The sequence below is a fragment of the Methylobacterium litchii genome (assembly GCF_038442315.1).
GTDB lineage: Bacteria > Pseudomonadota > Alphaproteobacteria > Rhizobiales > Beijerinckiaceae > Methylobacterium > Methylobacterium litchii.
This window is the reverse complement of the sequence record NZ_JBBXMY010000002.1, coordinates 362,749-387,508: the sequence shown is the minus strand read 5'-3', so window position 1 is coordinate 387,508 and position 24,760 is coordinate 362,749. Positions and strand designations below refer to the sequence as shown.

Here is a 24,760-nt window from a genome sequence, read left to right as displayed (position 1 = left end):
AGGTTGCCTCAGCCGAGGGGGTGCGCCCGGAAGGGCAGGAGGTCGCCGGGGCGGATCGCCTCGATCTCCTCCCCAAGTTCCGCGAGCCCGTCGCTCGCCGCGAGCCCCGTGAGAGCGCCGCCGGGGGCGGGCCTCGCCTCGGACAATCCGTCCGCGCCCTGGTGCAGGCAGACGCGGAGATATTCCAGCCGCCCGAGCCGCTTCGTGAGGGCGAAACCACTGCGGACGAGGGGGAGGGCAGGCTCCTCGGTGCCGCCGCTCAGGAACCGCAGCACGGGCAGCAGGACCGCCACGGCGGTCACATAGGCCGCACCGGGATTGCCGGGCAGGCCGAGGAAGGCCGTGCCGCCCACCTCGCCGAAGGCCAGGGGCCGGCCGGGCTTGATGGCGAGCCGCCACAGGGCGATGCCGCCGGCCTCGTCCACCGCCGCGCGGACGTGGTCTTCCTCCCCGACCGAGACGCCGCCGGAGGTCACGATCAGATCGAACCGTGTCGCCGCCTCCGCGAGCCGTGAGCGCAGCGATGAGGCGTCGTCGCGCAAAATGCCGAGCGCGTGGGGCAGGGCGCCCCAGCGCGCAAGCAGGGCGGCCAGCATCGGCCCGTTGGCGTCGTGAATCCCGGCCGGGGCGAGTCCGTCGCTCATCGCGGTCACTTCGTCACCGGTCGAGAACACGCCGACGCGCAGCCGGCGCCGCACCGGCAGGTCCCTCACACCGAGCGCCGAGGCGAGGGCGAGGTCGCGCGGCCCGAGCCGCCGCCCCGCCGGCAGGGCGAGGTTGCCGCGCGCGACATCCTCTCCGGCGCGGCGGCAATTGGCGCCGCGCTTGATGGTGGCCGAAAGCCGCACCGCATCGCCGTCGAGGGATGTCTCTTCCTGCATCGCGACGGTGTCGGCGCCACGGGGCAGGGGAGCCCCGGTGAAGATCCGCGCCGCGCTGCCGGTCGGGATCTCCGCGACATTCTTGCCTGCCGGCACGCGGGCCGCGACCGGCAGGGGGCTCGCCCCGAGATCGGCGAAGCGGAAGGCGAAACCGTCCACGGCCGAATTATCGAAGGGCGGTAGGGAGAGGGGGGCGGCGACGTCCTCCGCGAGGATGCGGCCCAGGGACTCGCTCGCGGACACGGTTTCGGCCTCGGCGACGATGGCCAGCCGCTCGCGGATGAGCGCGAGGGCGTCCGAAACCCGCATGGGCGCGGGGGCGTCGCAACTCCGAGAGGTCATGGCACGAGACTGACACGAAGGGCGGAAGGCGTCGCCACCGATTGCGGCATGCGCAACCGGGGATCAACCCCAGGACGGGTTTTGCCCCGTCCCGGCGATCCCTTAGGCTCAACCCATGGAATCGCCCTTCGTCCTCGCCTGCCAGCGGCCCTCGTTCGAAATGCCCGAGGGCGTGAGCTATCTCGATGCCGCCGCGTGGTCGCCCTTGCCCCGCGCGGTGCGGGCGGCCGGCGAGGCCGGAATCCTGGCCAAGAGCCGCCCCTGGGACCATTCCCGCGCGGATTTCCCCCGCCAGACCGAGCGGGCACGGGCGCTCGCGGCCGGCCTTATCGGCGCCACGGCGGACGATATCGCCATCGTCGGCTCGGTCAGCCACGCCATGGCGACCGTCGCCCATAACCTGAAACCGGCGCCGGGCGGGCGCATCCTGCGCGTGGCGGACGAGTTCCCCTCCCTCTGCCTACCCTTCGACAGGCTGGCGGACCGCCATGGCCTCAGCATAGAGATTGTAGAGCGGCCCGAGGACGGCGACTGGACCGCGGCCCTCCTCACTGCCATCGCCCGGCAGGGCGCACCGCCCCTCGCCATCGCGACCTTGACCCCCGCCCATTGGACAGACGGCACGCTCATCGACCTCGACCAAATCGCGCCGACCGTGCGCGCGGCGGGGGCGGTACTCGTGATCGATGCGACGCAGGCGGCGGGCGCCATGCCCATCGACGTCGCCCGCTGGCAGCCCGACTTCCTCGCCTTCCCGACCTACAAGTGGACGCTTGGCCCCTATGGGCTCGCCTTCCTCTACGCGGCCCCGCATCGCCAGGATGGATTGCCGCTGGAGGAGAACAGGGGCAATCGCCCTCCGGCCCAAGGGGCGCGGCGCTTCGACAGGGGCGAGCTGCACGATCCCGTCGCCCTGCCGATGGCGGCCGAAGGACTGGCGCTGATCGCGGAATGGGGCACGGAGCCGATCTCGCGCTATCTCGGCCGCCTGACCCAACGGCTCGCGGACGGATGCGGCGAACTCGGCCTCATCGCACCGCCTCAGGAGCGACGGATGCCGCACATCCTCGGCCTGCGTCGGCCGAACGGGTTGCCGGAGAACCTGATCGCCCGCCTTGCGGAGCGCCGCGTCTTCGCCAGCGAGCGCGGGGGCGGCCTGCGCCTGAGCCCGCATGTCTGGGCGAACGAGGGCGATATCGACACCTGCCTCGCGGCTCTCGCGGCGCTTCTCTGAACGCCGCCTTTTCTCGCATGCGGCACTGGTGCCGGGATGGGTGCGAGGCTACATAGTGGGAGCGGGGCTGCAGAGTTCGTCAGGAGCACTATCCCCGGGGCCTTATCGACTCCCTCGGGAGCTGTCACTGGCCTCGTCCCTGGACTTGGCCAACACGGCGCCCACCTACGCTGTAGGTTTCCCGGGATCGATCCTCCAACGGCTCACGTGGCTCCGCACCCCGATCCTCACTCTTTAGCTGGCCGGAAGGCTGAACTGCGCCGCACGGCGCTCGCCGCCCGCGATGCCCTCGATCCCGACGCACGGCGCGCGGCGTCCGCCGCCATCGCGGAGACCCTCCTCGGCCTGGAGCCGCTCCGCGCGTCGACGCTGGTGGCCGGCTATTGGCCGATCCGCAGCGAAATCGATCCCCGCCCGGTGATGAAGGCCCTGGCCGAGCGCGGCACGCGCATCGCCTTGCCGCACGTGACCCCCGACGGCCTCGTCTTCCGCGAATGGATGCCCGGCGCGACCCTCGTGCGCGGCCAGTTCGGTTTGAGCGAGCCCGATCCGTCGCTCCCCGCCGTCGCGCCCGATGCGCTGCTGGTGCCGCTCGCCGCCTTCGATGCGGAAGGGCGCCGCCTCGGGTACGGGCGCGGCTATTACGACGGCGCCATCGCCCGGCTGTCCGAAGGCCGTGCGTTGCTGACCATCGGCATCTGCTACGCCGCCCAGGAGGTGCCGGAAGTGCCGGTGGAGCCCCACGACAAGTCGCTCTCGGCCATCGTCACCGAGGCCCGGACGTTCCATTTCGAAGGCGCGCGCGGATGAGGCTCCTGTTCCTCGGGGATGTGGTGGGCCGTCCGGGCCGCACCGTCGTACTCGACCGGCTCCCGGACTTGCGCGAGCGCTGGCGGCTCGATTGCGTCGTCATCAACGGCGAGAACGCGGCCGGCGGCTTCGGCATCTCCGAAGCGATCTGCGACGAGCTGATCGGTGCCGGCGCCGACGCCGTGACGCTTGGCAATCACAGTTTCGACCAGCGCGAGGCCCTGGTCTTCATCGGCCGGCAGGAGCGCCTGATCCGCCCGGCCAACTATCCGCCCGGCACCCCCGGCCGTGGCGCCACCATCGTCGAGACCGGCAACGGCGCGCGGGTGCTGGTAGTCAACGTGATGGGCCGCGTCTTCCTCGACCCAATGGACGATCCCTTCGCGGCGGTGGAGCGCGAGATCTCCGCGTGCCCCCTCGGCGCGGCGGCGGATGCCATCGTGGTCGATGTCCATGCCGAGGCGACGAGCGAGAAGCAGGCGATCGGACACTATCTCGACGGGCGGGTGAGCCTCGTCGTCGGCACGCACACCCACACCCCGACCGCCGACCACCGCATCCTGCCCGGCGGCACCGCCTACATGTCGGATGCGGGCATGTGCGGCGATTACGATTCGGTCATCGGCATGCAGAAGCACGAGCCGATTCGCCGGTTGATCCAGAAGACGCCGGGCTCCCGCTGGGAGGTGGCGACCGGCTCCGGCACGCTGAGCGGAATCGCCATCGAGACCGGGGCGAACGGGCTCGCTACAAAGGTTGCTGCCGTGCGGATCGGCCCGAATCTCGAAGAGAGTCTGCCCCATTTCTGGGAGTAAAGAAGCCCTGCCCTTGGCAGATCGGCTCAAGGGCGTACTATGCCGGAAAGTGCTGAACCGCACATGCCAGATGCGGGCCGTTAGCGCAGCCGGAGGGACATCTCATGCTCAACAGCACGAGCCTCATCAAGTCGTCGTGGATCGCCGTCGAGGTCGGCCGGGAGCGCACGGAGCGTGTGCTCATGGTCGAGACCTACATCGCCGTGAGCCCCCTCGAACCCAATTACGACCCCGCGCAATACGAGAAAGTCGTGGGCTGCGTCCGCAGCGTGCTGGCGCGCAATTCCGAGATCGACCGCGCCTCGATCCTCAGCATGCATCGCGGCTCCGGCTGCACCGCCCTGTTCCGTGACCGTCCGGTCGAGGCCGCCCTCACGGCGGCCTGACAGACACCCTTTCACGCTCAGAACGGCCGAAGGTCCGTGGCGCCCCGCCACGGGCCTTTTTTTCGCGCGGCCCTGTCATTGACGCGTCATTAGAGCTGTTCTAATTAAGAACTACGGACGGCGCCGGGTTCGGCTCCGTCGAGGTTCTTTTGGGAGATTGAGCATGGCCGGTACCGCGAACGCGTCCTGCGAGAGCTGCCGCTTCTACGACGAGCACAAGGGCAACGGCGCCGTTGCCAAGTCCGACGAGGGCCTGTGCCGCTTCAACCCGCCGGTGAGCCAGCCGGGTCCGGACACCAAGGGTCTCTGGCCCGTGGTGGCGACCAGCGATTGGTGCGGCCACTTCACCGCCGAGATGACCGCCGCCGAGTAAGCGGCGCGCCTCGCGAGTGTGCCCGAAGGGGTCGGTGCGGATGCACCGGCCCCTTTGCTTTTTCGGGGACACCAATGCGCCGCGCACAGACTGGAGTGGGGAAGGGGGCTCGCTGTCATCATCCGGCCAACTTCCGGCGTGAGACGGCTGCCAGCAGCATCGGCGCCGCCTGTCGGCGGTGACGGCGACCCGCCGGAATACCGGCACGGCCCCGTCACGCCCCGCGGCTCGCGATGGAGGAGAGTTCAGGGATGATGTTTCGTACGCTCGGTCGCCGCGCCGCGCCGGTCGCGCTGCTCGCGCTCGCCGCCCTCTCCGGACCGGCCCGCGCCGCCGCCACACCCACCGATCCCACCGGCACCTACCTCACCGAGGATGGCCGCGCCCGCGTCCGCCTCGAGAAGTGCGGCGCCGTCAACGACAAGCTGTGCGGCTACGTCGTGTGGCTGAAGGTCCCGCTCAACGACAAGGGCGAGCCCCGGACCGACTTCAAGAACCCGGACCCGAAGAAGCAGGCTCGTCCGTCCCTCGGCCACCAGCTCATCATGGGCCTGAAGCCGAATGACGATGCCCATTACGAGGGGCAGATCTACAATTCCGAAGACGGCAAGTTCTACAAGGTCACGATCTGGACGGATGCGCCCAACGAGTTGACCGTGAAGGGCTGCCTGATCGCGTTCCTGTGCAAGTCGCAGACCTGGACCAAGGTCAGCGATCTGATCGCTGGCCAGCTCGCAGGCCCGACCAACGGGGCGAACGGCCCCCGCACGGATCCCGAGTACATGCCGAAGACGGCAGCCGGCGCGGCCAAGCCCGGCACCAAGGCGCCTGCCGGCAAGGCTGCGCCGGCACCGGCTCCGGCAGCCGCGGCTCCGGCCGACGACTGAGCGGCCTCGCGCCACGAAAAAGGCCTGCCCCGGGGAACCGGGGCAGGCCTTTTTCTTGCGCCGATGCGCGACGCTCAGTCCCTGTCGAGGGACAGGTCGGGCGCTTCGGGATTCTTCATGCCGACGACGTGGTAGCCCGCATCGACGTGCAGGATCTCGCCGGTCATGCCGGCGGCCATGCTGGACAGAAGGTAGGCAGCCGTCTCGCCGACCTCACCGATCGTCACCGTGCGCCGGAGCGGCGCGTTGTACTCGTTCCACTTCAGGATGTAACGGAAGTCGCCGATACCGGAGGCGGCGAGCGTCTTGATCGGCCCGGCCGAGATCGCGTTCACGCGGATGTCCTTCGGGCCGAGATCGGCGGCGAGGTAGCGGACGGAGGCTTCCAGCGCCGCCTTGGCCACGCCCATCACGTTGTAATGGGGCATCCACTTCTCGGCGCCGTAATAGGTCAGCGTCAGCAGCGAGCCACCCGGCCGCAAAATCTTCTCCGCGCGCTGCGCCACCGCCGTGAAGGAGTAGCAGGAGATCAGCAGCGACTTGGTGAAGTTCTCCTCGGAGGTTTCGAGGTAGCGCCCCGTCAGCTCGTCCTTGTCGGAGAAGGCGATGCAGTGGACGACGAAATCGATGCCCTCGGGGAAGATGCGCGCCGCCTCGGCGAACACCGCGTCGATGGACGCGGCGTCGGTGACGTCGCAATGGCCGATGACCTGCGCGTCGAGTTCCTTCGCCAGCGGCTCCACGCGCTTGCGCAGGGCGTCGCCCTGGTAGGTGAAAGCCAGTTCGGCGCCGTGGGCGCGGGCGCTGCGGGCGATGCCCCAGGCGATCGAACGGTTGTTGGCGACCCCGAGGATCACCCCCCGCTTGCCTGCCAGAATCCCGTGCCCGTGTTCCGCCATGACGCTTCCCGGTATAACGCGGCGCCGGTAGCGCCGGGGGTTCCCTTAGCGGAGGCGGGACGGGGACGGAAGTCCGACCCGCAACGGAGCGGGCCGGATTGACGCTTTCAGCCGACCCGCGCGGCCCGGCGGGCCCGGGCGAACTCGGCCAGGGCCTCGTCGTCGCCGGAGGGCAGCGTGATCGCCGTGGTGGCAAACAGGTCGCCCCGCGTCCCATCCTTCTTGGGCAGGCCCTTGCCGCGCAGGCGGAAGGTGCGTCCCGAACTGGTCATCGGCGGCATCTTCATCTCGACGGCGCCCGTGAGTGTCGGGACCCGGATCGTGCCGCCGAGGATCGCATCGTCCAGCGGGACGTCCACGCTCACCCGCAGGTCCGCCCCCTCGGTCTTGAAGCGCGGGTGAGGCTGGATGCGGATGGTGAGGAGGGCGTCGCCCGGCTCCGCGCGCGGCCCACCGCCATAGCCGAGACCGCGCAGGCGGATGGTCTGTCCGTCGACCACGCCCTTGGGGATCATCACGTCGACCTCGCGGCCGGTGGGCAGGTTGAGGCGCAGCTTCTCCTCGCCGCCGACCTGTTCGAGGGTCACAATCAGTTCGGCCGAGACATCCTCGCCGCGCGGAGCCTGCCGCGTGCCGGGCCCGGCGCCGCCGGCCCTGAAGGCCTCGCCGAAGATGTGCGAGAAGATGTCCTCGCCCATGCCGCCGCGCTGGTTGCGCGCCATGGATTCGAAGTCGAAGCCCCGTCCGCCGCCACCACCGCCGCCGAAGCCGCCGAACCCCTCGAAGCCGGTCGCGCGCGGCCGGCCGTCGGCGTCGATCTCGCCGCGGTCGAACTGCTTGCGCTTGTCGGCATCGCCCAAGATCTCGTAGGCCGAGTTCACTTCCGCGAACCGGTCCTTGGCCTTCACGTCGGTCTTATTGCGGTCGGGGTGAAACTCCTTGGCGAGCTTGCGATAGGCCTTCTTGATGTCGGCCTCGCTCGCAGCCTTGGGCACGCCCAGAACTTCGTATGGGTTGCGCATCGGTCGTGGATAGCTTTCAGCGAAGCGGGGATGCTTCCCATGTGGGAAGCCTGTTGCATTGCTGCAACGGTGCTGGCGGCAAAAGTCTGCGCGAAAGGCGTCGCCGTCAAGCGGTCGAAATGCACGGCAGGCGCATCGCCATGATCGCGGTAGGGGCTTAAAGTCCCGCACTCCACCGCTCGATGCCGGACGCCATGACCTACCGTTGCGATCACGTCCATCTGCGCAGCCGCGATGCCGTCGCGGCCGCCGCGTTCTACACGGCGATGTTCGGCGCCCGCGAGACCGGCCGGGTCGGCGGCGAGCCGGTGCAGCGGGTGATCCTCGACCTGGGCGGTCTCACGGTGTTCATCGAGCAGGCCACCGACGACGTGCATCCGGCTGCGACGACGCCCTGTCTCGGCGTCGAGCATATCGGCCTCGCCGTCGAGGACATCGAGGCGGCCATGGCCGACTTGAAAGGGCGCGGCGTGGTGTTCCGGACGGACATCATCCAGCGCGGCCCCGGCCTGCGCATCGTCTTCCTCGACGCCCCAGACGGGGCGATCATCGAATTGCTGGAACGGCGCTGACGACCGTTACCGTCCGGGGCTCGGCTGGATGAAGCGGATCCGCTGATCCGCTTCGGGGTCGCTCGCCACGAAGCGGCTCGGGCTCGGATCGATCCCCACTAGGCCGCAATCGTTGTACACTGCGCCCAGCACGGTCCGGTAATGATCGCGCACGCGGGCATGGCAGTCGCAGGACACCTCTTCCATCCGGCGCCGGTCGAGGACCGTGATGCGACCGCGCCCGACCTTGATGAGCCCCTGTTCCTGCAGGACCCGCAGGATGCGCGTGAGATAAGTCCGCTGCACGCCGAGCATCGCCGCCAGAAGCTCGTGGGTGATGGGCAGGACGGGCGAGCCGATCCGGTCGTGAAGGGTCTGGAGCCAGCGCAGGCAGCGCTGTTCGATGGGATGCAGGGCGTTGCAGGCGGAGGATTGAAGCACCTGCGCCAGGAGGCAATCCGAGTAGCGGGCGAACAGGTCGCGGATGTGTCGCGACTGGCGCTTGGCCTCCTGCAGGATGGCGGATTCAATCCGCAGCATCGGCCCGGCGATCTGCACGATGGCGTGCGTGGAGGCCGGCACGTAGCCCTGGCTGACGATGCCGCCGACCGCCCCTTCGTGCCCGATCGTCGCCGTCTCGGCGCTGCGCCCGTCGCTCGTGGTGATCACCAGAGTGACGACCGCGTGCTCGCAAGGGAAGGTAATGTGCGTGACCGGCGCGCCCGCCTCGAAGATCGTGCCGCCCTTGCCGTAACTGACCGCTTCAAGATGCGGCAGCAACAACTCTCGGTCGAAGCCTCGCAGGGCTTTCAACAGCAGGTTGGTTTCTAGGCTGGCGGCAGATTCGACGGGCATCGCATCGTTAAAAGCGTCTGTACTTTCTACTCCTTAACCAATTCGCTTTGTGGCGTCTGTTCAAGACTAGACCAATTGAGGACAAAATCCGCTAATTTAGGTGGGTTTTGTGAAGCCGTAACATTAGTGCTACTTGTCGGTGCAAATTCCCTGCGAAGACAAGCGCTTGTGATCCCTCGGATCACAGTCCGTGGACAGGAAGGACGCCCAATCGGAGGGGGTGCCGTAGAAGGCGTTCCGGTCGACGTCGCCCCGCACGCCGGGGACCCGGCCGGTGGAGGTGAACTGCCAGAGCATCCAGCGGCGGTTCACGAAGCGCTGCTCCGGCTCGGCGGCGGTGGAGCGCAGCCAGTGCGGATAGTCAGGCAATTCGCCTTCCAACACGTCCTTGTGGAAGGTGATGTCCGTGTAGATGATCGGGCGCTTGCCGGTGTAGCGCTCCATCTCTTCGAGCATCTCCCGCACCATCGTCAGCGCCTGCTCCTTCGGAAGCTTGCGCGGGCAGGTCTGGGAATGGCCGTTCCATTCCACATCGAGGACCGGGGGGAGGGCGCTCGGATCGTTGGGGACGTTCTTCTTGAACCAGTTCATCTGGTCCCGGGCCGAGCGGCACCAGAAGACGAAGTGGTAGGCGCCGCGTGGAATGCCGGCGGCGGCGGCTCCATCCCAGTTCGTCCGGAATCGCTCGTCCACGTGGTCGCCGCCCTCGGTCGCCTTGATGAAGGCGAACTGCGTGCCCGAGGCGCGGACGGAGGCCCAATCGACGTTGCCCTGCCACTTCGAGATGTCGATGCCCTGGATCGGGTGCAGCTTGGCCTTGGCCACGCCCGGATGGGGCTTCACGTCGCCCTTGGTGGGGTAGAAGTCGGGGTTGCTCGAGCAGGCGGCGAGGCCCGCGAGGGTGGCCACGGCGAGCGCCCGGCGCGACATGCGCAGAACGGCCGACAGCGACGCGGAGATGGAGCCCCCGAAGAGCGGTGTAGACACTCTAGTCCGAGACATCAGCGCCACCGCCCGTTTCTCCGAAAAGCGCTTACGACAGGCCTATTCGATGACCCCTCTGCAGTTAACGGACCTTTGCGATCATTGCGGCGGAATTCCGGGATGCGTTGCCGGCCAGTGACATACCCACAGCCTGCCGCGCTTGGAGAAGCTGGCTGCGCAGCCTAAGTCCCGGCACAGCAAGGAAAGTCGGGTCGTGCTGCCGTGAGCAAGAGACTGTTTACCATCGGCTACGAAGGGCTCGATCCGGAGCGCCTGCGGGACGCCCTCCAGTCGGCCGGGGTCGCCGTGCTGGCCGATGTCCGCGCCGTGGCGAACTCGCGCAAGCGCGGCTTCTCGAAGGGTGCCCTGAAGGCGGGTCTGGAGGACGCGGGGCTCGGCTACGCGCATCTGCGCGTCCTTGGCACGCCGAAATCCGGCCGCGAGGCTGCCCGCGCCGACGATGCCGCGCTGCTGAAGCGCATCTATTGCGAGGAAGTGCTGGAGACGGCGGGCGGCATCGCTGCGCTCGATGAGCTGTCGGCCCTCGCCGAGAAGGCGCCGACATGCCTCCTGTGCTTCGAGCGTGATCCTGCTCGCTGCCATCGCCGCCTTCTGGCCGAGCGGCTGGCGCCGCGCGGCTTCGTGGTCGAGGACCTGTTCGGCTAGATCCTCAGGCCTGCGCGATGGCCTGGACGCGGGCGCTCACCGCCCCGGCGAAACGGCGCATCGGCTTGAGCGCCGCGCCAAGCAGGGCGCTCGGGCGTTCGGCACGGGCTTCCGGCCGGCGCCGGTTCGGGTCGGCCTCCGGCGACACGGGCAGATAGAGCGCCTCGAAGAAGGAGATCTCCATCAACCCGGCGCCCGCCTCGTCGGTGACGAGGAGCGAGGCATCGAGGAGCTTGGCTTCGCCGCCGTGGCGCTGGACGATGCCGCGCACCACGGTGGAGGCGACGAAGCGCAGAGCGGCCGTGTCGCCGACATCCTGGCCGACGCGGTCGGGGACGACCTTTCCGTTGATGACGATATTGAAGAAGGCACGCATGAGGGCGAGGCTTTCTTGCGAGGGAGGCCGGGCGGCCGGGTTCAGGCGGCCTCGACGTCCCTGTCGGGTTCGGCGGCCGATTTGGGATCGAAGGCGTCGGCGAGCAGGCCGATGCGGCGGGCCATGTCCCGCACCTCGTTGAGGGCGATCGACTTCTGGCCTTCCTTCACAGCCCGCGTGATGTCGCTCACCTGGGCCGTCGCGATGCGCTTCAGTTCCTCGGCAAGTTGCTGGCTTGTCATCATGTCCGCTGTCCGGCGAAGGAATAGCGGCAGGTTCGGCTGGTCTCGTTACCATGCCGTATCTTCGGGCGGTGGATTGCTGTGGATTGAGGGGATCGCCCGCTCGACCGTGCTTCCCGTTGCGCGCACCGGCCCGTGCGCTACCTCCGGCACGGCCGCCACAGAACTCCAAATCAGCAGGACCGCAGCATGGACTTCGCCCTCTTCCTCGACTTCGACGGCACCCTCGTGGACATCGCGCCGAGGCCCGATGCGGTGGTGGTCGAGCCGGGGCTGATCCAGAATCTCGAAGCCGTGCGGCAGCGGCTCGGCGGCGCGCTCGCCCTCGTGAGCGGGCGGCCCATCGCGCAGATCGACGGGTTCCTCACGCCGGCTCAGTTCGATGCGGCCGGACTGCACGGCGTGGAGCGGCGGCGCGAAGGCGAGATCGTCGGCGGGCGCCCGGAGGACCACCCGGACCTGCGCCGGCAGGTGGAACGGCTGCACGCCGATTCGGCGCCGCTGGCCAATGTGTTGATCGAGGACAAGGGCGCGTCCGTCGCCGTGCACTGGCGGCTGGCAAGCGCGGAGGACGCGCAGCGCGCCGAGGCGCTGGTGAAGGAGGCGGCCGGTTTGCTCGGCGCTGCCTACCGGCTGCAACTCGGCAAGGCGGTGGGTGAGATCGTGCCCGCCACCGCGACCAAGGCCGTGGCGATCCGCACCTTTCTGGAAGAGGCGCCCTATGCGGGCCGCCGGGCGATCTTCCTCGGCGACGACAAGACCGACGAGATCGCCTTCGCGAGCGTCACCGAGGATGGGGGCGTGGCCGTGCGCGTCGGCGACGGCGAAACCGCCGCCGCGCGCCGTTTGCCGGATCCGGCGGCGGTGCGGGCGCTCATCGCCGCCTGGGCCGCCGGAGACCCGATCGACCCGGACGCGCTGCCGCCCGCCTGAGGGCGCCTTACGGCGCCATGTCGGGGACGGGCTTCACCACCACGTCGTCGACCGGCGCCTCGACCGGGGTCGGAACCGCTGCCTCGACGCGCGGGGGCGGAGTGAGCTGCAGCGTCTCGCTGGTCATGGCCAGCGACTCGAAGGCCTTCTGCGGATCCTCGTTGAGCTTCGTGCCGTAGCTCGGGATGATGCGGCGGATCTTGGCCTGCCACTCGGGCGTCGCGACCTTCTTGGCGAAGACCTTCTCCAGCACGGAAAGCATGATCGGCGCGGCGGTCGAGGCCCCCGGCGAGGCGCCGAGCAGGCCGGCGATGCTGCCGTCCTTCGCGCTGACGATCTCGGTGCCGAGCTTCAGCACGCCGCCCTTCTCGGGATCGCGCTTGATGATCTGCACCCGCTGGCCCGCCTGCCACAGGCGCCATTCGCTCTTCTTCGCGTTCGGGAAGTACTCGCGCAGCGCTTGGTAGCGGTCCTCGTCCGACAGCATCAGCTGGCCGGCGAGGTATTCCACCAGCGGATACTGATCGATGCCGACCCGCATCATCGGCCACACGTTGCTCGTGGTGGTCGAGGAGAGCAGGTCGAGATACGACCCCTCCTTCAGGAACTTGGTCGAGAAGGTCGCGAACGGTCCGAACAGGATCACGCGCTTGCCGCCGAGCATGCGGGTGTCGAGATGCGGCACCGACATCGGCGGGGCGCCGACGGACGCCTTGCCGTAGGCCTTGGCGAGATGCAGCGACGTGACGTCCGGGTTCTCGTTGATGAGGAACGAACCGCCGACGGGGAAGCCGGCATAATCCTCGGCCTCGGGGATCCCAGACTTCTGCAGAAGATGTAGGGCCCGCCCGCCCGCGCCGATGAAGACGAACTTGGCATCGACCGTGTCGGCCGCGCCGGTCTTCACGTTGCGGATCGACACGCGCCAGGAGCCGTCACCGTTGCGGGCCAGGGCCTCGACCTCTGTGCCGGTCTTCAGATCGAACTTCGGCGCGCTCTTCAGATGGCCGACGAACTGGCGGGTGATCTCGCCGAAATCGACATCGGTGCCGACCGGCGCCCAGGTGGCGGCGATCTTCTGCTGCGGGTCGCGGCCCTCCATCATCAGCGGCACCCAGGCCTTGATGCGCTCGGGGTCCGACGAGAACTGCAGGCTGGAGAAGAGCGGGCTCGCCCGCAGCGCCTCGTAGCGGCGCTTCAGGAAGGAAACGTTCTCATCGCCCCACACGAAGCTCATGTGCGGCGTCGAATTGATGAAGCTGCGCGGGTTCCGGAGAACGCCGTTCTTCACCTGCCAGGACCAGAACTGGCGAGAAATCTGGAACGCCTCGTTGATCGCGACGGCCTTGTCGATCGTCACCCGGCCCTTCGTGTCCTCGGGGGTGTAGTTCAGCTCCGCCAGGGCGGAATGGCCCGTGCCGGCGTTGTTCCAGCCGTTGGAGCTTTCCAGGGCGACACCGTCCAGCCGCTCCACCATCTCCATCGACCAGTCGGGCTCGAGCTCGCGCAGCCACACGCCGAGGGTGGCGCTCATGATGCCGCCGCCGATCAGCAGCACGTCGACCTTGCGAGTATCGCCGGCCGCGCCCGCAATCGTCGCGGGCAGCGAGGCCGCCGCGGCGCCGGTCAGCGCAGTCCCGATAAGTTGCCGGCGGCTGAAACCGACTGAACTATCGTTCATATCCTGCGAGGAAGAGCGGTTGTCGTGATCGATCATTGCTACCGACGGTTCTCTCAGAGAGTTAAATTTTATTTGCGGGCGGCTACAGTAGAATTTGAGGCCCCACTCCTTGCCGACCCGCTCCCAATGCTCAAGCCGTTTGCATTGCAACGGGGGGCCGCGCCGGACGCAAGGGTCGTCGTGAGGCCTTCCCGTGCCGGGCGGCATTTGCGACACAGGGCACGGCCGGCGCTGTCCGCGCGGCGGGGAGGTGAGTGCTGATGTTCGAGTTCCCGGTCCTCATCGGCGACATCGGCGGCACGAATGCCCGCTTCGGTCTCGTGGAGCGGAAGGGTGACAAGCCGCGAACGCTCTCGCACGAGGCGACCGCCGACCATGCCGACCCGTCCGCCGCGATCCGTGCCGCGCTCGGCAAGGGAGGGCAGGACGCGCCGCCGCCGCGCTCGGCGATCCTCGCCATCGCGGGGCGGATCGACGGGCCGGAGATCCAGCTCACGAACGCCCATTGGAAGGTGAGCGGCGAGCGGATCGCCGGGGATTTCGACCTGTCCTCGGCGACGATCGTGAACGACTACGTCCCCGTGGCGGCCGGCGCGGCGGAGATCGAGCCGCACGACCTCACCCCCATCGGGCGCAGCCATCCCGTGCCGGGGGGCGCCCGCGTGGTGCTCGGGCCAGGCACCGGCTTCGGCGCGGCGGCGCTGGTGCCGTACTCTTCCCACCTCGCCATCGTCTCGACGGAGGCGGGCCATACCGATATCGGCCCGGCGGATTCTTTCGAGGAGCAGGTGTGGCACGCGCTGGAGCGCGTCGAGGACCGCATCACCGTCGAGACAGTGCTCTCAGGGCCCGGCCTCGCGCGTCTTCACGCGGCGGTGGCGCATGTCCGCACCGGGCGCCCGCACGACAAGATCGACCCCGCCGCCGTGACGGAGGCTGGGCTCGACGCGTCCGATCCCCACGCGGTCGAAACGCTTGGCCTGTTCGCCCGGCTGCTCGGCCGGGTCTGTGGCGACCTCGCCCTGACCTTCCTCGCCACGAGCGGCGTCTATATTGGCGGGGGCATCGCGCCGCGTATCCTGAAGGTGTTGGAAGAAAGCGGATTCCGCGAGGCCTTCGAGCGTAAGACGCCCTTCGCGACTATGATGCGCGGCATCCCCACCAGCGTCATCACGGTGCAGGACCCGGCCTTCAACGGGTTGTCGGCGTTGGCCAGCGACGGGGCGAAGTTCGTCTATCACGGGCAGGTCTGGCGCCGCCCGGAGTGATTCGAGCCGCCCGCTGCGGACATGTCATACAATTGACATAGCACGATCCATGCGATGAACGCATGGCTTGTTACAGCTGTCGCTGTCTGTTTGCCTTGGCAATGGGAACCATAGCGCACGCGATCTTGACGCCCCGCGTTTTGTTGCATTGCGAAATTTTCAAACCGCGACGCAGCAATTCTGTGTTTTCTTTTGCGGGCCGGAATACCCCGGTGTCGCATCGGAGCACACAATGCGCACGATTATCATTCTTGCGTCGTCCGCTATCGCCGCAGCGACCTTCGCGGCCGGCATCGCCTCGGCCGACGACCGGATCAATGTGACCCCGCCGATCAGCCGTGAGCATGCCCGCGAGATCCGCGCCATCCACCCGGCCGGCGAAAACACCGTGACGCCCCAGCCGGTCCCGACCGCCGAGACGCCGCGCCCGTTCTCGGCCGCCGCGTCCCGGATCGACGTCGCCAACCGCTGAGGCGGTGGGTCAGGCCGCAGCCAGCGGCTTGGACACATCTTCGAGGGACCGCCCTTCGGCGGCGGTCCCCCAGATGCCGCCCACCACGGCGGCCACGATCATCAGCACGGCACCGAGCAGGTAGCCGAAGAAGACGTATTCCCGCGAACCGCTCTCCACGAGCGACCCGAAGAGCAGCGGACCCGAGACGCCGCCGACCCCCGTGCCGATGGCATAGAAGGCGGCGATGGCGAGCGCCCGGATCTCTAGCGGGAAGGTTTCCGCCACGGTGAGGTAGGCCGACGAGGCCGCTGCGCTGGCGAAGAAGAACACCGCCATCCACACCACCGTCTGGCCCACGGGGCCGAAGGCGTCGATGAGGAACAGGTAGCCCGCGCCGATCAGCATCACGCCCGAGATGCCGTAGGTGAAGGCGATCATCGGCCGGCGTCCGACTGTGTCGAACAGCCGTCCGAGGACCACCGGCCCGAGGAACGAGCCCAGCGCGAAGGGCAGCAGATACCAGCCGACCTGCCCGCCCGGCACCTGATAGAACTTCTCCAGCACCAGGGCATAGGTGAAGAACAGGGCGTTGTAGAAGAACGCCTGACCTACCATCAGGCAGAGTCCGACCACGGTCTGCTTGCGGCTCGTCACGAACATCGAGTGCACCACGTCCGAGAGGGGCGTGTGATGGCGGACGCGGATCTTGGTGTGCTTCTTCGGGTCCGGCGGCGGCAGGGTGACGCCCGCATCGGTGAATCGCTTCTCGATGCTCGTGACCACCCGGTCGGCCTCGGCGGTGTAGCCGTGGGTCGCGAGCCAGCGCGGGCTTTCCGGGATCCAGCGCCGCAGGAACAGGATCACGAGGCCGATGGCGCCGCCGGTCAGGAAGGCGACGCGCCAGCCCCAGGCCGGATCGATCACTTCGGGCTTCAGCAGCACGATCGACATGAAGGAGCCGAGCGCGGCGCCGATCCAGAACGAACCGTTGATGACGAGGTTGGTCCAGCCCCGCGCGCTGGCCGGCACGAGTTCCTGGATGGTCGAATTGATGGCGGTGTACTCGCCGCCGATACCCGCGCCCGTGAGGAAGCGGAAGAAGCAGAAGCTCGCCACGTTCCACGAGAGGCCGGTGGCGGCCGTGGCGACGAGGTAGAGGGCCAGGGTGATGAAGAAGAGCTTCTTGCGGCCGATCCGGTCGGTCAGCCAGCCGAAGCCCACGGCGCCCGTCACTGCGCCGACAAGATAGGAGGAGGCCGCGAGGCCGACGTCGAACTCGGAGAAGGACATGGGCGGCTGGCGCAACGCGCCGACGAGGGAGCCTGCCAGCGTCACCTCAAGGCCGTCGAGCACCCAGGTGATGCCCAACGCCACGATCACGAGCACATGGAAGCGGCCCCAGGGCAGCCGGTCGAGGCGCCCCGCGATGTCCGTATCGACGACGCTGCCGATCTCGGCGCGCTCGGGCGTGCCGGCTACCCCTTCCACCTTGGTCGCCATGCTGCCCGATCCTCCATTCACCAAAAGTCGTGAGAAGCAGTAAACCGCAACTCCGAATTGCTGTTCGCAACAATCGCCCGCCCGATTCGGTTCGATCTCGTCTTCACCGCCCCAAGTCAAACTGGCCGCACTCACAACGAGTGATCGCCATGCGCCTCCGTCTGTTCCTCGCCCTCGTCGTCACCACCGGCTTCGCGTCCTTTCCCACCGGCGCGGCGGATTCCGCGCTGCCCGCCGCGAAGCCGCGTGTCGCCATGGGGGCAGAGGAGCGCTGGGCCCTTCGCCCGAGCGAGCCGGTGCGGGTGCTGTTCGCCTCCGTGGAGGAGGCGCCGCGCCGGGACGTGCGCATCGTCTATCCGCCCCTGGTCGAGCCGCGCTGAGCCCTCGCGTCCGCTCGCCCCGGAACCTTGAAGCGCGTACAGCGTCGGGGAGGTTTCGACGGGCGAAAGGAGAGGCGGATGGGTGTGGCCACCGACACGGATCTGCGTGAGGCGGGCGTCTGCCCGCAGCGCCTCGCCCGGATCGCGCCGTGGATGGACCGGCTCGTGGCGGACGGACGGCTCGCGGGCCTCTCTGTGTCGATGCAGCGACGCGGCAAGACCGTCTTCGCCCGTGCCTGCGGTCAGGCCGACCTCGCGCGCGGCACGCCGTTCACCCTGGAGACGGTGACGCGCATCTACTCCATGACGAAGCCGCTCACCTCAGTGGCGGTGATGCAGCTCTACGAACAGGGCCTCTTCCAGCTCGACGATCCGGTCTCCCGCTTCCTGCCGGAGTTCAAGGAGATGCGGGTGGCGGTGGGCGGTAACCGCGCCAAGATCGAGACCGAACCGGCCAAGCGGCCGATCACGGTGCGTGACCTCCTCACCCACACCGCCGGCCTGACCTATGGCTTCATGGAAGCGACGCTCGTCGATGCGGTCTATCGCGAGAAGGGCATCGACTTCCTGGCCCGCGAGGGCACCCTCGCCGAGATGTCGGCGCAGACGGCCTCGGCGCCGCTCCTCGCCCAGCCGGGCGCGGCCTGGAACTACAGCGTCGCCACCGACGTGCTCGGCCATTTCGTGGCGGTCGTCTCCGGCCGCCCCTTCGCGGATTACCTCCGCGAGGAGGTGATCGGGCCGCTCGGCATGGTGGACACGGATTTCCACGTCCATCCCGAGTGGATGGACCGGTTCTGCGCCTGCTACGCCTACGACCGGGAGCGCAAGCTTCGGCCCTTCGACGGCTCTGTCGAGACGAGCTTCAGCCAGCCTCCGGCCATCCCCTCGGGCGGCGGCGGCCTCGTCTCGACGGCGGCCGACTATCACCGGTTCTGCCGGATGATCCTCAACGGCGGCGAACTCGACGGGCGCCGGCTCCTCGGCCGCAAGACCGTGGCGCTGATGACGGCGAACCACTTGCCGGGCGATCTGGCGGCCATGGGCACGCCGCGCTTCGCCGAGACCTCCTATGCCGGGATCGGGTTCGGGCTCGGATTCTCGGTGATGCTCGATCCGGCCAAGGCGCAGATCGTCGGCACGCCGGGGGAGGTCGCGTGGGGCGGCATGGCCTCGACGGCGTTCTGGATCGACCCCAAGGAGGATCTGGCCGTCGTGCTGATGACACAGCTCATCCCGTCCTCGGCCCTGCCGATCCGGAAAGAACTGCGCGTCCTGACCTACGCGGCGCTGGTGGATTGACCCGCGCGGTGCCGGCTCAATCCGGTACCTTGAGGCCCGCGATGTCCTTCGGCCCCTCGGGAAACTGGGGGTCCATCGCCTCAAGGGTGTCGGCGATGGTCTTGGCGACGAGGTAGTTGCGGAACCACTTCCGGTCGGCCGGCACCACGAGCCACGGGGCGTGCGGCGTCGAGCAGCGCCCGAGGGCGTCCGCGAAGGCCGTCTGGTAGGAATCCCACGATTTGCGCTCGACGAGGTCGGCCGGGTCGAACTTCCAGTGCTTGGCAGGGTCGGCGATCCGGGCCTCCAGCCGCTCCTTCTGCTCCTCCTTGGAGATGTGCAGGAAGAACTTCAGGATCGTCGTGCCGCTCTCGGTGAGAAGCCGCTCGAAATCGTTGATGGCTGCGTAGCGCGAGCGCCAGACCGCATCGGGGACAAGGCCCTTCACCCGCACCACCAGCACGTCCTCGTAATGGCTGCGGTTGAAGACGCCAATCATCCCCTTGCCGGGGGTGCGGTGGTGATACCGCCAGAGGAAATCGTGGTCCAGTTCCTCGGGCGAGGGCACCTTGAACGAGGCGATGGCGCAGCCCTGCGGGTTCACCCCCTTCAGCACGGCGCGGATCGTGCCGTCCTTGCCGCCGGTATCGATGGCCTGCAACACGATGAGCAGGCTGCGCCGCCGCTCGGCATAGAGCTTCTCTTGAAGGTCGGAGATCCGCGCCCGCTCCTTGCGCAGCTGGTCCTCGGCCCAGCCCTTGTCGAGGCCGCCGTTCTCCCGGGTGTCCACGCCCGCGAGATCGAAGGTCACACCGGGCGCCACGGCGACGAGGCCGGGGGCCGGCACGATGGGGCTTGCGACAGGCGCATCGAGCGCATCGGGCCTCATTCCGGCGATCAGGCCGGCGGCGTTCGCCCACAGGGATGTCGAGGGTGGGTGCAAATGTCCGTGGGAGAGATCGTCCCGGTCTGCTACCTGCCTGCCGGAGGCGGGCTGGCCGCGATCATGCTTGCCGTGTTTCTTGGACATCCGGTGAGGCCTGTGGGGGGCGTTGCTCAGCGGCATCGGAACGGTTGGGCTGATGCCTCGTTCCGGCGGCCGTGTTCCTCGTAAGGAACGCAGAGTTTGCGGACTATCTTTTTTATTCGGCACGGCCAGACGGGCTGGAACGCGGAGGGCCGTCTTCAAGGTGCCCACGACATCGACCTGAACGCCATCGGCGAGGCGCAGGCCGCCGCGGTGGCGCCGCGCCTCGCGGCCGTCGCCGGTTCGGCGCTCGCGGAGGCGACCTTCATCGCCAGCCCGCTGACCCGGACCCGGCGCACCATGGAAATCCTGCGCGGGACGCTCGGCCTGCCGCCCGAGGACTATGCCACGGATCCGCGCCTGCGGGAGATCGGCTTCGGCGCGTGGGAGGGTTCCACCTGGACCGAGATCCGCCGACGGGACCCGGCGGGGGCCAGCCAGCGCGACCGCAACCGGTGGCACCATCGCCCGCCGGGCACGGGCGCGGAAAGCTACGCGATGCTGGTGGAGCGCGTGGCGCCGTTCTTCGCGGAACTCCCTCCGGTTTCGGTGGTCGTCGCTCATGGGGGCGTCGCCCGTGCCATGCTGGTCGCCCTCGGCCAGATGGACATCTACGCCGCCCCGCGCCTCGGCATCCGCCAGGGCGAGGTGCTGGTCGTGGAAGCCGGGGGTTGGCGCTGGGCCTGATGACCCGCAAGCCACGGTCGAGACTTCGTCACCGTCGCGGGGCCGTTCCGGTGGAAAGCCGCCTCGCTAACGGCACGATCCGCAGGGTATAGGGCGCCAGATTGACATGCGCCGGTGGGTAGAGCCGGCAGCGGAGCAGCGCATGAGCGACCTCGCCGAGAAGTCCTTGCCCGCCACGGCGGCCATGGACGCGCGGCCGTCGGGGGATGGGGCGGTCCTGTATGGCGACCGCCGGCCAGACCTGATCCGCGACGAGGTGCTCGGCGAGATCTTCCTCGCCTCCGCCAAGGCACGCGGCGACCATCCCTGCCTGATCGACGGGGCCGCCCTCGGCACGGGCGGGCTGCATCCGCATCTGAGCTATACCCAGGTCGTGGCGCGGGCGCAGCGGATCGCCGCCGGGCTGGCGCATCGCGGCATCGGGCCGGGCGACGTGGTCGGCCTCTGGATGGCGCGTGGGCCGGACCTTCTGGTCACGCAGATCGGGATCACCCTCTCGGGCGCCGCGTGGCTGCCCTTCGACGCCGAGGCCCCCGCCGACCGGGTCGGCATCTGCCTCGGGGATGCGGCCGCCAAGGCACTCCTCGTCTCCCCGGCGCTCGAATCCCAGGCGCCCGCCGGCACCCCCGCCCTGACGCCGGCCGCGCTGGACAGGGACACGCCCGCCGACGCCCCCGTGCCCGATGCGCGGGCGAAGGGCCTCACCCCCGGCCATCCGGCCTACCTGATCTACACCTCAGGCTCGACCGGCGTGCCGAAGGGCATCGTCATCAGCCACGCCAACATCTGCCACTTCCTGCGCTCGGGGAACGCCCTCTACGGGATGCGGGCGGACGATGTGGTGTTCCAGGGCGCCTCGGTCGCCTTCGATCTCTCGATGGAGGAGATCTGGGTCCCCTACCTGGTCGGCGCGACCCTGTTCGTCGCGAGCCCGTCGATGATGGGCGATGTCGAGGCGCTGCCCGGCATCATCGCGAACAACGCCATCACCGTCCTCGACACGGTGCCGACCCTGCTCGCGATGATCACCGGGGACCTGCCCAAGGTCCGCCTCGTGCTGCTCGGCGGCGAAGCGCTGCCCGAGCCGCTGATCGCCAAATGGGCGACGGCGAAGCGCAAGCTGTTCAACACATACGGGCCGACCGAAGCCACCGTGGTGGCCACCGCCGCCGAGATGCATGCCGGCGAGCCCGTGACCATCGGCGGGCCGATCCCGAACTATTCCGTCTACGTGGCGAGCGAGGAGCTTCGCCTCCTCTCGCATGGCGAGCAGGGAGAGTTGCTGATCGGCGGCCCCGGCGTCGCGGCGGGCTACCTGAAGCGGCCGGAGCTGACGGCCGAGAAGTTCATCGCGAACCCCTTCGCCTCGGACGGGTCGGACCCGATCCTTTATCGCTCGGGCGATGCCGTCTCCCTGGACGCAGACGGGCGCATCCTCTTCCACGGGCGCATCGACGATCAGGTGAAGATTCGGGGCTTCCGGGTCGAGCTGGGCGAGATCGAATCCCGCATCCGCGCGGTGCCGGAGATCAACCAGGCGGCGGTGGTGCTGCGTTCGGATGACGGGGTGGACCGGCTCGTCGCCTTCCTCATCCCCGAGCGCGGCCAGAGCCTCGACACGCCCTCGCTGCGCAAGCGCCTCGCCGCCGAGATGCCGCCCTACATGGTGCCCGGCCATTTCGAGGTGGCGGAAACCCTGCCGCGCCTCACCTCCGGCAAGGTCGACCGCAAGGCGTTGAAGATCGCCCCGCTGGCGGTGGTCGCCGCCGACGGCGAACAGGAGCCGCCGCAGAACGACACAGAGGCCGCGTTGCTCGCGGCCGCCAAGCAGATCTTCGGCGCGCAGCCGATCCCGCTGGAGGGCGATTTCTTCGCCGATCTCGGCGGCCATTCGCTTCTGGCCGCGCGGTTCGTCTCCGCCGTGCGCGAGACCCCGGCGCTGGCCGGCATCACCCTGCCCGACGTCTATGCCAAGCGTACCCTGCGGGCGATGGCCGACGCGCTGATCGAGCGGACCGGGGGCGTCGGCGCCGAAGCCGCCGTGCGGGACCTGAGCTTCGAGCCGCCGCCACTGCTGCGCCGGGCGCTGTGCGGCCTCGCGCAGGCGGTCGCCTTGCCCTTCCTGATCGCGCTCGCCACCGTGCAGTGGCTCGGCATCTTCGTGACCTACCTGCTGCTGACCGGCGGTGGCCTGAGCTTCTTCGCCGAACTCGGCGTGCTGCTGCTCGTCTACATCGCCATCAACGCGGTGACGGCGGCCATCGCGGTGGCGGGCAAATGGCTCGTGCTCGGACGGACGAAGCCCGGCCGCTACCCGCTTTGGGGCGTCTATTACTACCGCTGGTGGCTGGCGCAGCGCCTCGCGCCACTGGTCCACGTGAAATGGCTCCAGGGCTCACCGGCCATCGCCAGCTACCTGCGCCTGATGGGCGCCAAGGTCGGCCAGGATACGCTGATCTCCGATATCGAGATCGGCGCCCCCGACCTCCTCACCATCGGTGACGGCGCGTCGCTCGGCGGGCGGCTCGTCATCGCCAATGCCGAGATCGTCGGCAACGAACTCGTCATCGGCAAGGTCGAGATCGGCGCGGATGCCGCCATCGGCACGTCCTGTGTCATCTCCCACGACACGGTGATCGGCCCGCAGGCCGAGATCGCCGACCTCACCACCATCCCGTCGCGCACCCGCGTCGGCGCCGCCGAGCGGTGGGACGGCTCCCCCGGCCGCAAGGTCGGCATGGCCGAGACGGGCGACCTGCCCGCCCAGGCGACCGCGAGCCCGCGTCGGCGCGCGGCGTTCGGGCTGATCTACATCCTGCTGCTCGGGGCGATCCCGGCGGTCGGGTTGCTGCCGATCTTCCCGGCCTTCTTCATCTTCGACCAGATCTCGGATTCGCTCTCGGACATCACGGACATCGACTACCACTTCTACCTGCCGATCCTCACATGGCCGACCGCCATGCTGATGACCGCCGGCACGGTGCTGCTCATCACCGGCCTGCGCTGGTCGATCCTGCCGCGTACCCGGCACGGTACCTACTCGATCCACTCCCTGTTCTACCTGCGGAAGTGGTCGCTGGCGCTCGCCGTCGAGGTGACGCTGGAGACGTTGGCCTCGCTGTTCGCCACCGTCTACATGCGCGCGTGGTACCGGCTGATGGGCGCCCGGATGGGCGAGGGCGCGGAGATCTCCACCAACCTCGCCGGCCGCTACGACCTCGCGGAGGTCGGCGCACGCAACTTCATCGCCGACGAGGTGGTGTTCGGCGAGGAAGAGATTCGCCGGGGCTGGATGCATCTCGATCCGGTCCAGACCGGCAAGCGCGTCTTCGTCGGCAACGACGCGGTGGTACCGCCGGGCGCGGTGATCCCGGACGACGTGCTTATCGGCATCAAGTCGAAGCCCCCGGCCAACGACGCGATGGCGCCCGGCGAGACGTGGTTCGGCTCCCCGCCGATCCGCCTGCCGGCGCGGCAGCGCGTCGATCTCGGCTCGGCCGCGCAGACCTACGAGCCTGGCCTGTGGCCGAAGGTGCGGCGCGGCGTGTTCGAGGCGTTCTCGACCTCGTTCTCGCCGATGCTCTACATCACCCTCGCGATCACCTCGATCGATTGGTACTTCTACCCGGCGATCCTAGAGCGCGACTGGACGGGGCTGGCGGTCAGCTTCATCACCGTGAGCGTGGTGATCGCGCTGATCCAATCCTCGGCGGTCATCGCGATGAAGTGGCTGCTGATGGGCGTCTACCGCCCCGGCATGCAGCCGATGTGGTCGTGGTGGGCCATGCGCACCGAGGCCATTGCGGTGGCCTATTGGGGGCTGGCCGGCAAGGTGCTCCTCGAACACCTGCAGGGCACGCCGTTCCTGCCCTGGGCGCTGCGCCTGTTCGGCGTGAAGGTAGGGCAGGGGGTGTGCATGCTCACCACCGACATCACCGAGTTCGATTGCGTCGAGATCGGCGATTTCTGCACCATCAACCGCGTCTCCGCATTGCAGACCCACCTCTATGAGGACCGCATCATGAAGATCGGCCGCGTCGTGGTCGGGCGCGGCGTGTCGGTGGGGTCGTTCTCGACGGTGCTCTACGACACTAAGGTCGGCGACTACGCCCGGCTGCGGCCGCTGACCATCGTTATGAAGGGCGAGTCGATCCCGGCCAACACCGAGTGGGAGGGCGCCCCCGCCGTTCCGGTGATCCACACGGCGTAGGCGGAGGTGGCGGCGC

Annotated in this window: 25 protein-coding genes and 1 other RNA gene; 16 read left to right on the top strand and 10 right to left on the bottom strand. The window is 68.7% G+C overall.

From position 1 onward, the window contains the following. Positions 1 to 8 precede the first annotated feature (8 nt). Complete coding sequence (locus AAHF99_RS07005) at positions 9 to 1,190, bottom strand: molybdopterin molybdotransferase MoeA (RefSeq protein ID WP_342163364.1); 1,182 nt, start codon at positions 1,188 to 1,190, stop codon at positions 9 to 11. A gap of 148 nt (positions 1,191 to 1,338) precedes the next feature. Between AAHF99_RS07005 and AAHF99_RS07000 the strand changes: the two genes are divergently transcribed. The 7 genes from AAHF99_RS07000 (at position 1,339) to AAHF99_RS06970 (ending at position 5,728) form a co-directional block, all read left to right on the top strand. Further along, a complete protein-coding gene (locus AAHF99_RS07000) occupies positions 1,339 to 2,457 on the top strand; it encodes an aminotransferase class V-fold PLP-dependent enzyme (protein WP_342163362.1) in 1,119 nt (372 codons plus the stop codon). A gap of 61 nt (positions 2,458 to 2,518) precedes the next feature. Then, positions 2,519 to 2,675, top strand: a non-coding RNA gene (gene ssrS / locus AAHF99_RS06995) — 6S RNA. Beyond that, positions 2,665 to 3,267, top strand: a complete 603-nt coding sequence (locus AAHF99_RS06990; RefSeq protein ID WP_342163361.1) for a 5-formyltetrahydrofolate cyclo-ligase — start codon at positions 2,665 to 2,667, stop codon at positions 3,265 to 3,267. Before ssrS ends, AAHF99_RS06990 begins: the two co-directional genes overlap by 11 nt. Further along, positions 3,264 to 4,082: a TIGR00282 family metallophosphoesterase gene (locus AAHF99_RS06985; protein ID WP_342163359.1), complete on the top strand. Its 819-nt coding sequence runs from the start codon at positions 3,264 to 3,266 to the stop codon at positions 4,080 to 4,082. The genes AAHF99_RS06990 and AAHF99_RS06985 overlap by 4 nt, the downstream gene beginning before the upstream one ends. A 104-nt stretch (positions 4,083 to 4,186) precedes the next feature. Then, complete coding sequence (locus tag AAHF99_RS06980; RefSeq protein WP_342163358.1) at positions 4,187 to 4,468, top strand: hypothetical protein; 282 nt, start codon at positions 4,187 to 4,189, stop codon at positions 4,466 to 4,468. A gap of 163 nt (positions 4,469 to 4,631) precedes the next feature. Then, on the top strand, positions 4,632 to 4,841 hold the full coding sequence (locus AAHF99_RS06975; protein ID WP_243957617.1) for a hypothetical protein: 210 nt from the start codon (positions 4,632 to 4,634) through the stop codon (positions 4,839 to 4,841). Between the two features lie 251 nt (positions 4,842 to 5,092). After that, positions 5,093 to 5,728 carry a DUF2147 domain-containing protein gene (locus AAHF99_RS06970; RefSeq protein ID WP_342163357.1) on the top strand — a complete coding sequence of 212 codons (636 nt, stop codon included), beginning with the start codon at positions 5,093 to 5,095 and terminating at the stop codon, positions 5,726 to 5,728. Positions 5,729 to 5,802: 74 nt separating this feature from the next. Here the strand turns inward: AAHF99_RS06970 and fabI are convergent, their stop codons facing one another. Continuing rightward, positions 5,803 to 6,627 carry an enoyl-ACP reductase FabI gene (gene fabI, locus AAHF99_RS06965; RefSeq protein ID WP_342163356.1) on the bottom strand — a complete coding sequence of 275 codons (825 nt, stop codon included), beginning with the start codon at positions 6,625 to 6,627 and terminating at the stop codon, positions 5,803 to 5,805. Between the two features lie 107 nt (positions 6,628 to 6,734). After that, complete coding sequence (locus tag AAHF99_RS06960; RefSeq protein WP_342163354.1) at positions 6,735 to 7,649, bottom strand: DnaJ C-terminal domain-containing protein; 915 nt, start codon at positions 7,647 to 7,649, stop codon at positions 6,735 to 6,737. A 194-nt stretch (positions 7,650 to 7,843) separates the two neighbouring features. Here AAHF99_RS06960 and AAHF99_RS06955 point away from each other — a divergent pair, with 194 nt between their 5' ends. Continuing rightward, entirely contained in the window at positions 7,844 to 8,221 is a 378-nt protein-coding gene (locus AAHF99_RS06955) for a VOC family protein (RefSeq protein WP_342163353.1), read from the top strand. A gap of 6 nt (positions 8,222 to 8,227) precedes the next feature. On the opposite strand, the gene AAHF99_RS06950 is transcribed toward AAHF99_RS06955, so the two are convergent. Together AAHF99_RS06950 and AAHF99_RS06945 are read right to left on the bottom strand one after the other, a co-directional pair. After that, positions 8,228 to 9,055, bottom strand: a complete 828-nt coding sequence (locus tag AAHF99_RS06950) for a Crp/Fnr family transcriptional regulator (protein WP_342163352.1) — start codon at positions 9,053 to 9,055, stop codon at positions 8,228 to 8,230. A 129-nt stretch (positions 9,056 to 9,184) separates the two neighbouring features. After that, a complete protein-coding gene (locus tag AAHF99_RS06945; protein WP_342163460.1) occupies positions 9,185 to 9,985 on the bottom strand; it encodes a glycoside hydrolase family 25 protein in 801 nt (266 codons plus the stop codon). A 276-nt stretch (positions 9,986 to 10,261) separates the two neighbouring features. Between AAHF99_RS06945 and AAHF99_RS06940 the strand changes: the two genes are divergently transcribed. Beyond that, positions 10,262 to 10,705, top strand: a complete 444-nt coding sequence (locus AAHF99_RS06940; protein WP_342163351.1) for a DUF488 domain-containing protein — start codon at positions 10,262 to 10,264, stop codon at positions 10,703 to 10,705. Positions 10,706 to 10,709: 4 nt separating this feature from the next. Here the strand turns inward: AAHF99_RS06940 and AAHF99_RS06935 are convergent, their stop codons facing one another. Both AAHF99_RS06935 and AAHF99_RS06930 read right to left on the bottom strand, forming a co-directional pair. Beyond that, a complete protein-coding gene (locus tag AAHF99_RS06935; protein ID WP_342163350.1) occupies positions 10,710 to 11,081 on the bottom strand; it encodes a DUF6894 family protein in 372 nt (123 codons plus the stop codon). Between the two features lie 41 nt (positions 11,082 to 11,122). After that, positions 11,123 to 11,326 carry a hypothetical protein gene (locus tag AAHF99_RS06930; protein WP_409564712.1) on the bottom strand — a complete coding sequence of 68 codons (204 nt, stop codon included), beginning with the start codon at positions 11,324 to 11,326 and terminating at the stop codon, positions 11,123 to 11,125. Positions 11,327 to 11,512: 186 nt separating this feature from the next. Here AAHF99_RS06930 and otsB point away from each other — a divergent pair, with 186 nt between their 5' ends. Further along, positions 11,513 to 12,256, top strand: a complete 744-nt coding sequence (gene otsB / locus AAHF99_RS06925; RefSeq protein WP_342163348.1) for a trehalose-phosphatase — start codon at positions 11,513 to 11,515, stop codon at positions 12,254 to 12,256. A gap of 7 nt (positions 12,257 to 12,263) precedes the next feature. Here the strand turns inward: otsB and mqo are convergent, their stop codons facing one another. Next, the gene (gene mqo, locus AAHF99_RS06920) at positions 12,264 to 13,937 is read right to left on the bottom strand and encodes a malate dehydrogenase (quinone) (protein WP_342163347.1); all 1,674 of its coding nucleotides are present in this window, start codon (positions 13,935 to 13,937) and stop codon (positions 12,264 to 12,266) included. Positions 13,938 to 14,257: 320 nt separating this feature from the next. Here mqo and AAHF99_RS06915 point away from each other — a divergent pair, with 320 nt between their 5' ends. After that, entirely contained in the window at positions 14,258 to 15,205 is a 948-nt protein-coding gene (locus AAHF99_RS06915; RefSeq protein WP_412759849.1) for a glucokinase, read from the top strand. 67 nt (positions 15,206 to 15,272) lie between these two features. Next, positions 15,273 to 15,677: a hypothetical protein gene (locus tag AAHF99_RS06910; RefSeq protein ID WP_342163345.1), complete on the top strand. Its 405-nt coding sequence runs from the start codon at positions 15,273 to 15,275 to the stop codon at positions 15,675 to 15,677. A 9-nt stretch (positions 15,678 to 15,686) separates the two neighbouring features. On the opposite strand, the gene AAHF99_RS06905 is transcribed toward AAHF99_RS06910, so the two are convergent. Then, positions 15,687 to 17,159, bottom strand: a complete 1,473-nt coding sequence (locus tag AAHF99_RS06905) for an MFS transporter (RefSeq protein ID WP_342163344.1) — start codon at positions 17,157 to 17,159, stop codon at positions 15,687 to 15,689. Between the two features lie 149 nt (positions 17,160 to 17,308). Here AAHF99_RS06905 and AAHF99_RS06900 point away from each other — a divergent pair, with 149 nt between their 5' ends. Together AAHF99_RS06900 and AAHF99_RS06895 are read left to right on the top strand one after the other, a co-directional pair. Then, entirely contained in the window at positions 17,309 to 17,539 is a 231-nt protein-coding gene (locus AAHF99_RS06900; RefSeq protein WP_342163342.1) for a hypothetical protein, read from the top strand. Positions 17,540 to 17,617: 78 nt separating this feature from the next. Continuing rightward, positions 17,618 to 18,841 carry a serine hydrolase domain-containing protein gene (locus AAHF99_RS06895; protein WP_342163341.1) on the top strand — a complete coding sequence of 408 codons (1,224 nt, stop codon included), beginning with the start codon at positions 17,618 to 17,620 and terminating at the stop codon, positions 18,839 to 18,841. A 16-nt stretch (positions 18,842 to 18,857) separates the two neighbouring features. On the opposite strand, the gene AAHF99_RS06890 is transcribed toward AAHF99_RS06895, so the two are convergent. Beyond that, positions 18,858 to 19,850 (bottom strand): polyphosphate kinase 2 family protein, encoded by a 993-nt coding sequence (locus AAHF99_RS06890; RefSeq protein ID WP_342163340.1) that lies wholly within the window; start codon positions 19,848 to 19,850, stop codon positions 18,858 to 18,860. 96 nt (positions 19,851 to 19,946) lie between these two features. On the opposite strand from AAHF99_RS06890, the gene AAHF99_RS06885 reads away from it, so the two are divergent. Then, positions 19,947 to 20,534, top strand: a complete 588-nt coding sequence (locus tag AAHF99_RS06885) for a histidine phosphatase family protein (RefSeq protein WP_342163339.1) — start codon at positions 19,947 to 19,949, stop codon at positions 20,532 to 20,534. A gap of 142 nt (positions 20,535 to 20,676) precedes the next feature. Continuing rightward, complete coding sequence (locus tag AAHF99_RS06880; RefSeq protein WP_342163338.1) at positions 20,677 to 24,744, top strand: Pls/PosA family non-ribosomal peptide synthetase; 4,068 nt, start codon at positions 20,677 to 20,679, stop codon at positions 24,742 to 24,744. Positions 24,745 to 24,760 lie beyond the last annotated feature (16 nt).

Bases quoted from the DNA above. Each gene is read 5' to 3' on its own strand.
- AAHF99_RS07005 (WP_342163364.1), bottom strand. From the start codon at position 1,190: ATGCGGGTTTCGGACGCCCTCGCGCTCATCCGCGAGCGGCTGGCCATC.
- AAHF99_RS07000 (WP_342163362.1), top strand. From the start codon at position 1,339: ATGGAATCGCCCTTCGTCCTCGCCTGCCAGCGGCCCTCGTTCGAAATG.
- AAHF99_RS06985 (WP_342163359.1), top strand. From the start codon at position 3,264: ATGAGGCTCCTGTTCCTCGGGGATGTGGTGGGCCGTCCGGGCCGCACC.
- AAHF99_RS06980 (WP_342163358.1), top strand. From the start codon at position 4,187: ATGCTCAACAGCACGAGCCTCATCAAGTCGTCGTGGATCGCCGTCGAG.
- AAHF99_RS06975 (WP_243957617.1), top strand. From the start codon at position 4,632: ATGGCCGGTACCGCGAACGCGTCCTGCGAGAGCTGCCGCTTCTACGAC.
- AAHF99_RS06970 (WP_342163357.1), top strand. From the start codon at position 5,093: ATGATGTTTCGTACGCTCGGTCGCCGCGCCGCGCCGGTCGCGCTGCTC.
- fabI (WP_342163356.1), bottom strand. From the start codon at position 6,627: ATGGCGGAACACGGGCACGGGATTCTGGCAGGCAAGCGGGGGGTGATC.
- AAHF99_RS06960 (WP_342163354.1), bottom strand. From the start codon at position 7,649: ATGCGCAACCCATACGAAGTTCTGGGCGTGCCCAAGGCTGCGAGCGAG.
- AAHF99_RS06955 (WP_342163353.1), top strand. From the start codon at position 7,844: ATGACCTACCGTTGCGATCACGTCCATCTGCGCAGCCGCGATGCCGTC.
- AAHF99_RS06950 (WP_342163352.1), bottom strand. From the start codon at position 9,055: ATGCCCGTCGAATCTGCCGCCAGCCTAGAAACCAACCTGCTGTTGAAA.
- AAHF99_RS06945 (WP_342163460.1), bottom strand. From the start codon at position 9,985: ATGTCGCGCCGGGCGCTCGCCGTGGCCACCCTCGCGGGCCTCGCCGCC.
- AAHF99_RS06935 (WP_342163350.1), bottom strand. From the start codon at position 11,081: ATGCGTGCCTTCTTCAATATCGTCATCAACGGAAAGGTCGTCCCCGAC.
- AAHF99_RS06930 (WP_409564712.1), bottom strand. From the start codon at position 11,326: ATGATGACAAGCCAGCAACTTGCCGAGGAACTGAAGCGCATCGCGACG.
- otsB (WP_342163348.1), top strand. From the start codon at position 11,513: ATGGACTTCGCCCTCTTCCTCGACTTCGACGGCACCCTCGTGGACATC.
- mqo (WP_342163347.1), bottom strand. From the start codon at position 13,937: ATGAACGATAGTTCAGTCGGTTTCAGCCGCCGGCAACTTATCGGGACT.
- AAHF99_RS06905 (WP_342163344.1), bottom strand. From the start codon at position 17,159: ATGGCGACCAAGGTGGAAGGGGTAGCCGGCACGCCCGAGCGCGCCGAG.
- AAHF99_RS06900 (WP_342163342.1), top strand. From the start codon at position 17,309: ATGCGCCTCCGTCTGTTCCTCGCCCTCGTCGTCACCACCGGCTTCGCG.
- AAHF99_RS06895 (WP_342163341.1), top strand. From the start codon at position 17,618: ATGGGTGTGGCCACCGACACGGATCTGCGTGAGGCGGGCGTCTGCCCG.
- AAHF99_RS06890 (WP_342163340.1), bottom strand. From the start codon at position 19,850: ATGTCCAAGAAACACGGCAAGCATGATCGCGGCCAGCCCGCCTCCGGC.
- AAHF99_RS06880 (WP_342163338.1), top strand. From the start codon at position 20,677: ATGAGCGACCTCGCCGAGAAGTCCTTGCCCGCCACGGCGGCCATGGAC.